At 46.4% G+C, this 3761-nt stretch carries 2 protein-coding genes; both read left to right on the top strand.

The annotated features are described in order from the left end of the window. The coding region (locus Q1A70_RS19300) for a tandem-95 repeat protein (protein ID WP_299697560.1) at positions 1-3057 on the top strand (3057 nt) is incomplete at its 5' end. 194 nt (positions 3058-3251) lie between these two features. After that, a complete protein-coding gene (locus tag Q1A70_RS19295; protein ID WP_299695522.1) occupies positions 3252-3620 on the top strand; it encodes a hypothetical protein in 369 nt (122 codons plus the stop codon). Positions 3621-3761 lie beyond the last annotated feature (141 nt).

The raw sequence follows: 3761 nt of genomic DNA, 5'->3' as shown, positions 1-3761 counted from the left end.
TTCAATGGCGAGGTTGACCTAGGCTTCACGGTGTCGGACGGCACAGAGACGGTGAACGCCCACATTGATGTGACGGTCACCGACGTCAACGACGCGCCAGTGGCGGGTTCGACGTCTTACCAAATGAACGAAGACGGCACCATCACCTTGAGCCCAGAGCAGTTGATTGCCAACAGCTCGGATGTGGACGGTGAGGTGTCACTCGATAGCGTGAGCTACTCAGGCGCTGACGGTACGTTAGTTCAGAACGACAACGGGTCAGTGACCTTCACGCCAAACGAGAACTTCAATGGTGATATCAGCCTTGATGTGGTCGTCACCGATGATGACGGTGCGACAGCAACAACAACGGCAGCTATCGATGTTCAGGCAGTGAACGATGGACCTGAATCTGAGGATGTGGAACTTACCACAGCCGAAGATAGTACTATCCTGATCACACAAGACATGTTGTTAGCGCAAGCGACTGACATTGATAATACTTCAGACGAACTTGAAGCTTCAGGTCTTCAGATTGACCCAAGCTTAGGTGATCTGATTGACAACGAAGATGGCAGCTGGTCATTCACACCAAACGAAAACTTCAATGGCGATGTGCCAATGACGTTTGACGTTAGTGATGGCGAGGCAACTATTTCCGTTGAAGGCAATATTGATGTAACGCCAGTCAATGATGCACCTGACGCACCAACCGTTCAGATGCAAGGCGAAGAAGATGTGGTCATGGTGATTGACCCAGCTTACATTGCAGATCAGGTAACGGATCTTGATGGTGACGAGATAAGTGTTGAGAGCATCACTGTCCGTGCACCAGCGAATGCGACCTTAACTCAGCAACCAGATGGTATGTATCACTTGGTGACTACTCAAGACTTCAATGGCTTGGTAGAACTAGGATATCAAGTAACCGATGGTGAAGAGGTAGTTGATGGCTCGCTGAATGTGGATATCGTTCCAGTAAACGACGCACCATTTAATGTCGGTAATGCAATGATGACCACTGACGAAGATGGCGCGTTCACCTTCGATGCTGGCGACTTGATGAATCTGTTCGGTGATATTGACACCGCTGACCTTGTTGTTTCACGCATTATCACTACTGAGGGAGAAGATGGTGGCGAAATAACAGACAACGGTGATGGTACTTGGACATTCACTCCAACGGGTGACTTTGCTGGCGTTTCTGACCTACAAGTTGTGGTGAGTGACGGTGAGTTTGAAACGGTTCTCGATGTTCCAGTATTCGTACGTCCTGTCGCGGATGGTGCAGTAATTTCAACCGACCATGACGGCCCATTAGTCTTCGGTGAAGATGAAACGGGTCACTTAGGATTGAACGTTGGCCTAGTCGATGATTCAGAAACGCTAAGTAATTTGGTGATGACAGGCTTCCCTGTTGGGTTCGAGGTAACCGATGGTGTGAATACAGTGATGATCACCGAGCCGGGTCAATACATCGACCTGTTCGACTGGGATATCTCAAACATTCAAATGACGCCTCCTGAAGACTTCCATGGTGAGTTTTTCGTCACTGTCAGTGCAACAACGGTTGATTACGGAGATGAGCCTGAAGCGTTTGATGATGGCATCGATTCTGGTGATTTCGAAACCGTAGCGGGTGATTCCATTATCCTAACGGCGGATGACTTAATCGGTTTAGCTGAGAATGTGGATGCAGACAGTGATGATGAAGTGAAACTGGTTCATCTTGCAGACCGCAGCCAAGGTGAGATTGTCGATAATGGAGATGGCACTTGGACGTTTACACCAGCTCCAGGCTTTACTGGTGAAGCGGACATTGCTTACGTAGTTGACAAAGATGGTGTGCTTCATGATGAGCAAACTGGCGTGGTTGTCAAAGAAGGCGACTCACAAGAGAATACAGCCCCTGAAGTAGACACCATCACGACGACAGAAATGGCTGCTGATTCAAGCCTATCATTCACCGATGAAGACATGTTAGCGAACCTGAGTGATGCAGATGGCGATAGCTTGAGCATCGAGTCAGTGAGCTTGATGGAAGGTCAGGGTGTGATAGAAAGTGATAATCAAGGTAACTATCAGTTCACTCCTGCTGCAGAACACACAGGTGATGTTCAAGTTGGATTTATAGCAACCGATGGTGAGAATCGCATCGAAAGCTTCTTCAACGTGGATGTTCAAGGCGGCGATGAAGCCGCTGCGAACGAAGGCTATGCGTTATCCGATGATGGCTCACTGACGATTACAGGTTCACAGTTGGTGGATGAATTAGGACTGAGTGATACAGCTGAAGTTGTTGATGTTTCAGATGCTAACGATGCTGGCTTCTTCGCTGAATCTGGCGAAGGAGAATGGACTTACTGGCCAAATGAAGACTTCGATGGCAACTTAGCGATGAATGTCGATGTCAACGATGGCGGTGAGGTTTCGAGTCATAGCCTAAGTATTCAAGTGGAAGATGATTCAGTGCAAAGTGATGAACCACAAGTACAAGCTGCTCAAGCAACAGAAGAGCAGCAAGTGGAAGTGGCGCAACCTGCTGATGATCAAGCTCAAGATGCTGAAGTTGAAAGTGGAGATAGTGTTGCCGATGTAACAGCAGCACCGGGTGACACTATTTCTATCTCGATTCCTGATGAGGTGAGTGATAACGAGTCAGTTGATTATGCTGAAATGTCAGGCTTACCTGAAGGTTCAAGTGTAAGTAACGCACTCGATAACGGTGATGGTAGTTTCACAATCAGTGGTAACTTGGAACAGCCTGTATCGGTTGAGCTTCCGGAGGGTTACGAAGGTACTAGCGATATCCAATTCCAAGGTTACGACGAATTGGGTACTTCGATAGAAGGCGCAAGTGGCTCTGTTGAAGTTGAGGTCGATGATCAATACACCATGCAAGGTTCTACGCAAGATCAGCAACCAGACATGGCCGGTATGGAATCGGGTGGCAGCGACTGGACAACTGCGGGCGGTCAAGACCAAGGTGTTGACTTCACAGATGATTCAGGAAGCTTCGATTCTGATTCTCAAACTGGAACAGACCATGGCAACGACTTCGATCAAAGCTCTATTTAATAGAAAGGACTTAGTTTTAGTCTGAACCAACAAGTAGATAGGGTAGCGTAATGTTGCCCTCCATTAAGCCATGTAGAGTCATCTTTACATGGCTTTTTCTTTGGTATTTTTTATTCATTCGTTTGATTAAAAACTTGAGAACGGATAAAAGTAATCCTTAAATATTGAAGAGTCTGTTGAAAAGGAGGGATGACATGTATCGATATGTCAGTTCACCGCAAGCATCTAGATATATAGCACCGCCGCCGCAACATCGTGAGTTGTCGAGTGTGGATGTGCCTGAATCTGAATTGGAGATGCGAGAAATCTTAAACAATTGGTTTGCTGATGGTTTAGCACCCATTATTCAAAGTGAAGAGCACTATATTTCTGCGAGCGATAAGGTACGCTTTGAAAAGCTCAGTCGTACGGTCGGAGTCTTATTAAAAAACAAAGATTACTATTTTGCGGCCAAACGTATTTTATCTTTGTGGGAACAAGATCGTTTTGAAACCACTTATGTCAATTATCTAATTTTACGTAGTGAGCGAGCTATTTCTTTAGGGAGAGAGAACTCAGGCTAGTTAACACCATATCAGTGACAATTTCTATGGTGTAGTCGTGTGTGGTGATCAACACTGTATTGTCAGCAGGGCGGGATCGCACTTTGTTAACAAATATGATCTAATATTGCCAAATCCATAATCACACAGCCACTTTGAACT

This window comes from uncultured Vibrio sp. (assembly GCF_947488985.1).
Taxonomy (GTDB): Bacteria; Pseudomonadota; Gammaproteobacteria; order Enterobacterales; family Vibrionaceae; genus Vibrio.
This window is presented reverse-complemented; position numbering and strand designations above follow the sequence as displayed.